Below are 3,427 nucleotides of genomic sequence, written 5' to 3'. Positions count from 1 at the left end.
GAAAACATTCAAGCAAAATAAATATGAGCGAGATTAAATTAAACACCATCGAAGAAGCGATAGAAGATTTCCGCGACGGAAAGTTTTTAATTGTTGTAGACGATGAAGATCGCGAAAACGAAGGCGACTTTATTGTAGCTGCAGAAAAAATTACCCCCGAAAAGGTAAACTTCATGCTTACTTACGGTAGAGGGGTATTGTGTGCACCCATTACTGAAGAAAGATGCCGTGAATTAGATCTTGAGATGCAAGTATCCAATAACACATCCATCCTTGAAACCCCTTTTACGGTTACAGTGGATAAGTTAGGAGGCGGCTGTACAACCGGCGTTTCCATGTATGATCGGGCACAGACCATCCTGGCTCTGGCCGACCCCAACACCAAACCATCCGATCTTGGCAGACCCGGACATATCAATCCCTTGCGGGCACGTTCGCGTGGTGTATTGCGCCGTTCCGGACATACCGAAGCTGCCGTAGACCTGGCTCGCCTTGCCGGTTTGTATCCTGCAGGAGCACTGATCGAAATCATTAACGAAGACGGCACCATGTCGCGTCTTCCCGAACTGATGGAGGTTGCCAAGAAATTCGATATCAAAATTATCTGCATAAAAGACCTTATCGCATACCGTCTTAAAACCGAATCTATTGTTGACAAAGGTGAAGAGGTGGATATGCCAACCCAATTCGGACATTTCCGTCTGATTCCTTTCCGTCAGAAAAGCAACGGACAAGAACACATCGCATTGATAAAAGGCGAATTCACCAAGGATGAGCCAATCCTTGTACGGGTTCACTCTTCTTGTGCCACAGGAGATATCTTCGGATCCATGCGTTGCGAATGCGGCGAACAGCTTCACAAATCGATGCAGCTTATCGAAAAAGAGGGTAAAGGTGTTATAGTCTATTTGAATCAGGAAGGTCGCGGTATCGGACTGATGGAAAAGATCAAAGCCTATAAGTTGCAGGAAAAAGGCCTCGATACAGTAGATGCAAACGTACATTTAGGTCACAAGCCCGACGAACGCGACTATGGCGTGGGTGCACAGATATTACGCTCCATCGGTGTAACTAAAATGCGTCTGATAACCAACAACCCGGTTAAAAGAATCGGTCTGGAAGCCTATGGTCTGCAGATCGTTGAGAATATTCCCATGGAGATTACGCCCAACGAATACAACGCTTTCTATATGAAAACAAAGAAAGAGCGTATGGGACACGTGCTACATAACATCAAATAATTGTCAATTAGTTGCAAAAGCCGATACTATTATCTATTTTTGTCACGATATAACAAAACATTCAATACAAATAGAAGTGATATGACACAAGTTTCAGATCGTTTAGCAAGTTTATCGCCATCGGAAACATTGGCGATGTCTCAAAAGAGTAACGAACTTAAGGCACAAGGAATCGATGTAATCAACCTTAGTGTAGGTGAGCCAGACTTCTTTACACCCGATCACATTAAGGAAGCAGCAAAAAAAGCCGTAGACGATAATTACTCGTTCTACTCTCCTGTTCCCGGTTATCTTGATCTGCGTAAGGCTATCGTTGCTAAGTTGAAAAACGAGAACGGTCTGACCTATACAACAGACCAGATCATTGTATCAGGTGGTGCCAAGCAATCTGTTTGCAACGTATTACTAAGTATTATCGGCCCGGGCGACGAAGTTATCGTACCTGCCCCTTATTGGGTAAGCTACGTTGAGATGGTTAAACTGGCCGAAGGTACCAACGTGGTTATCTCCGCCGGAATCGAACAGGACTTTAAGATTACACCAGCTCAGCTTGAAGCAGCCATTACGCCTAAATCGAAAGCGATCATCCTTTGCTCTCCTTCCAATCCAACCGGAAGTGTTTACAGCAAGGAAGAGCTGGCAGGATTGGCCGAAGTATTGGCAAAGTATCCTAATATCATCGTATTGTCCGACGAAATTTACGAACATATCAACTATGTTGGAGCACACGAAAGTATTGCTCAGTTCGAATCGATCAGAGACCGCGTGGTGGTTATCAACGGGGTATCCAAGGCTTATGCGATGACCGGATGGCGTATTGGCTTTATAGCCGCTCCTCTGTGGATTGCCAAGGCTTGTAACAAGCTGCAGGGCCAGTATACATCAGGACCTTGCTCCGTAGCTCAAAAAGCTGCCGAAGTTGCATTCTCGGGAGATCAGTCGTGTGTAGCCGAAATGCGTAATGCATTCCTGCGCCGTCGCGACCTGGTTGTAAAATTGTGCAAGGATATACCGGGTATCAAAATAAACAATCCCCAGGGCGCATTCTATCTGTTCCCCGAAGTGAGTTCATATTATGGTAAAAAAGCCGGCGATCGCGTTATTCAGGATGCAGGCGACCTGGCCATGTATCTCTTGGAAGAAGGACACGTTGCTACGGTTGGCGGAGCTGCTTTCGGAGCTCCCGAGTGTATTCGTTTCTCGTATGCCACATCAGACGAAAATCTGGTTGAAGCAATCAAACGTATCAAAAACGCATTGGCTGCATTGAAATAAGCAGACAACCGTTAACATATAGTAAAGCCCGGATCTTCATAATAGTTGATCCGGGCTTTGTTTTTGTGTCTCTACATTATTATATATCTTTATTTTATATCTTTGTAGAAAGATGATCCGATAAATTCAAATCAAATGAACTGGAACCAATTATTGTCCGACAAACGTTTCGGAATGGAAGAATACCACGACAGGAAGCACGATAGAACGGACTTTCAGAGGGATTACGACCGGCTGATATTTTCGGCCCCATTCCGCCGGTTACAGAATAAGACGCAGGTATTTCCGCTGCCGGGCAATATATTTGTACACAACCGCCTTACCCACAGTCTGGAGGTTTCCTGTGTTGGCAGATCCATGGGAAACAACGTTGCCCGCGGCTTGATGAACAAGTATCCCGAACAGAGCGCCTCCTTTTTCGAAATAGGATCTATTGTGGCGGCCGCCTGCCTGGCGCACGACATGGGTAATCCTCCCTTCGGGCATTCGGGGGAAAGAGCTATCTCCTCCTACTTTATGGAAGGAAACGGGAAAAATCTTGAAATGAAGGTACGCGACGAGGGTGGCCGATGGGAAGACTTTATCCATTTCGAGGGCAATGCCAATGCCATCAGGTTGCTTACCAACCAGTTTATCGGACGCAGAAAAGGCGGGTTTGCGATGACCTACAGCACGCTTGCCTCCATTGTAAAATATCCCTATTCGTCGGAATTGTCCGGAACAAAGGGTAAATTCGGTTACTTTCAGTCGGAAGAAGAAACCTATAACCAAATCGCCAACGAACTGGGCATTCATACCCTGCAGGAAAACCCATCCAGGTACGTACGTTACCCGCTTGTGTATCTGGTTGAAGCGGCCGATGATATCTGCTACCAGATTATGGATATCGAAGATGCCTTCAAGCTGAGACT

Annotated in this window: 3 protein-coding genes; all 3 read left to right on the top strand. The window is 45.8% G+C overall.

Translation table 11 applies throughout. The features are described 5' to 3' along the window. The first annotated feature begins 23 nt into the window (after positions 1–23). Positions 24–1,241: a bifunctional 3,4-dihydroxy-2-butanone-4-phosphate synthase/GTP cyclohydrolase II gene (locus AB7E53_RS02085; protein WP_446771523.1), complete on the top strand. Its 1,218-nt coding sequence runs from the start codon at positions 24–26 to the stop codon at positions 1,239–1,241. An 81-nt stretch (positions 1,242–1,322) separates the two neighbouring features. Beyond that, a complete protein-coding gene (locus AB7E53_RS02080) occupies positions 1,323–2,516 on the top strand; it encodes a pyridoxal phosphate-dependent aminotransferase (RefSeq protein WP_079684404.1) in 1,194 nt (397 codons plus the stop codon). 135 nt (positions 2,517–2,651) lie between these two features. Then, positions 2,652–3,427 (top strand): dGTP triphosphohydrolase (gene dgt / locus AB7E53_RS02075; RefSeq protein WP_446773884.1); only part of this gene is annotated, 776 nt, incomplete at its 3' end.

The sequence above is a fragment of the Macellibacteroides sp. genome, assembly GCF_050251695.1.
In the GTDB taxonomy this organism is placed as follows: domain Bacteria; phylum Bacteroidota; class Bacteroidia; order Bacteroidales; family Tannerellaceae; genus Macellibacteroides; species Macellibacteroides fermentans.
This window is presented reverse-complemented; position numbering and strand designations above follow the sequence as displayed.

What these genes read in the sequence shown, in the direction of transcription:
- AB7E53_RS02080 (WP_079684404.1), top strand. Translation starts at nt 1,323, where the DNA reads ATGACACAAGTTTCAGATCGTTTAGCAAGTTTATCGCCATCGGAAACA.
- AB7E53_RS02085 (WP_446771523.1), top strand. Translation starts at nt 24, where the DNA reads ATGAGCGAGATTAAATTAAACACCATCGAAGAAGCGATAGAAGATTTC.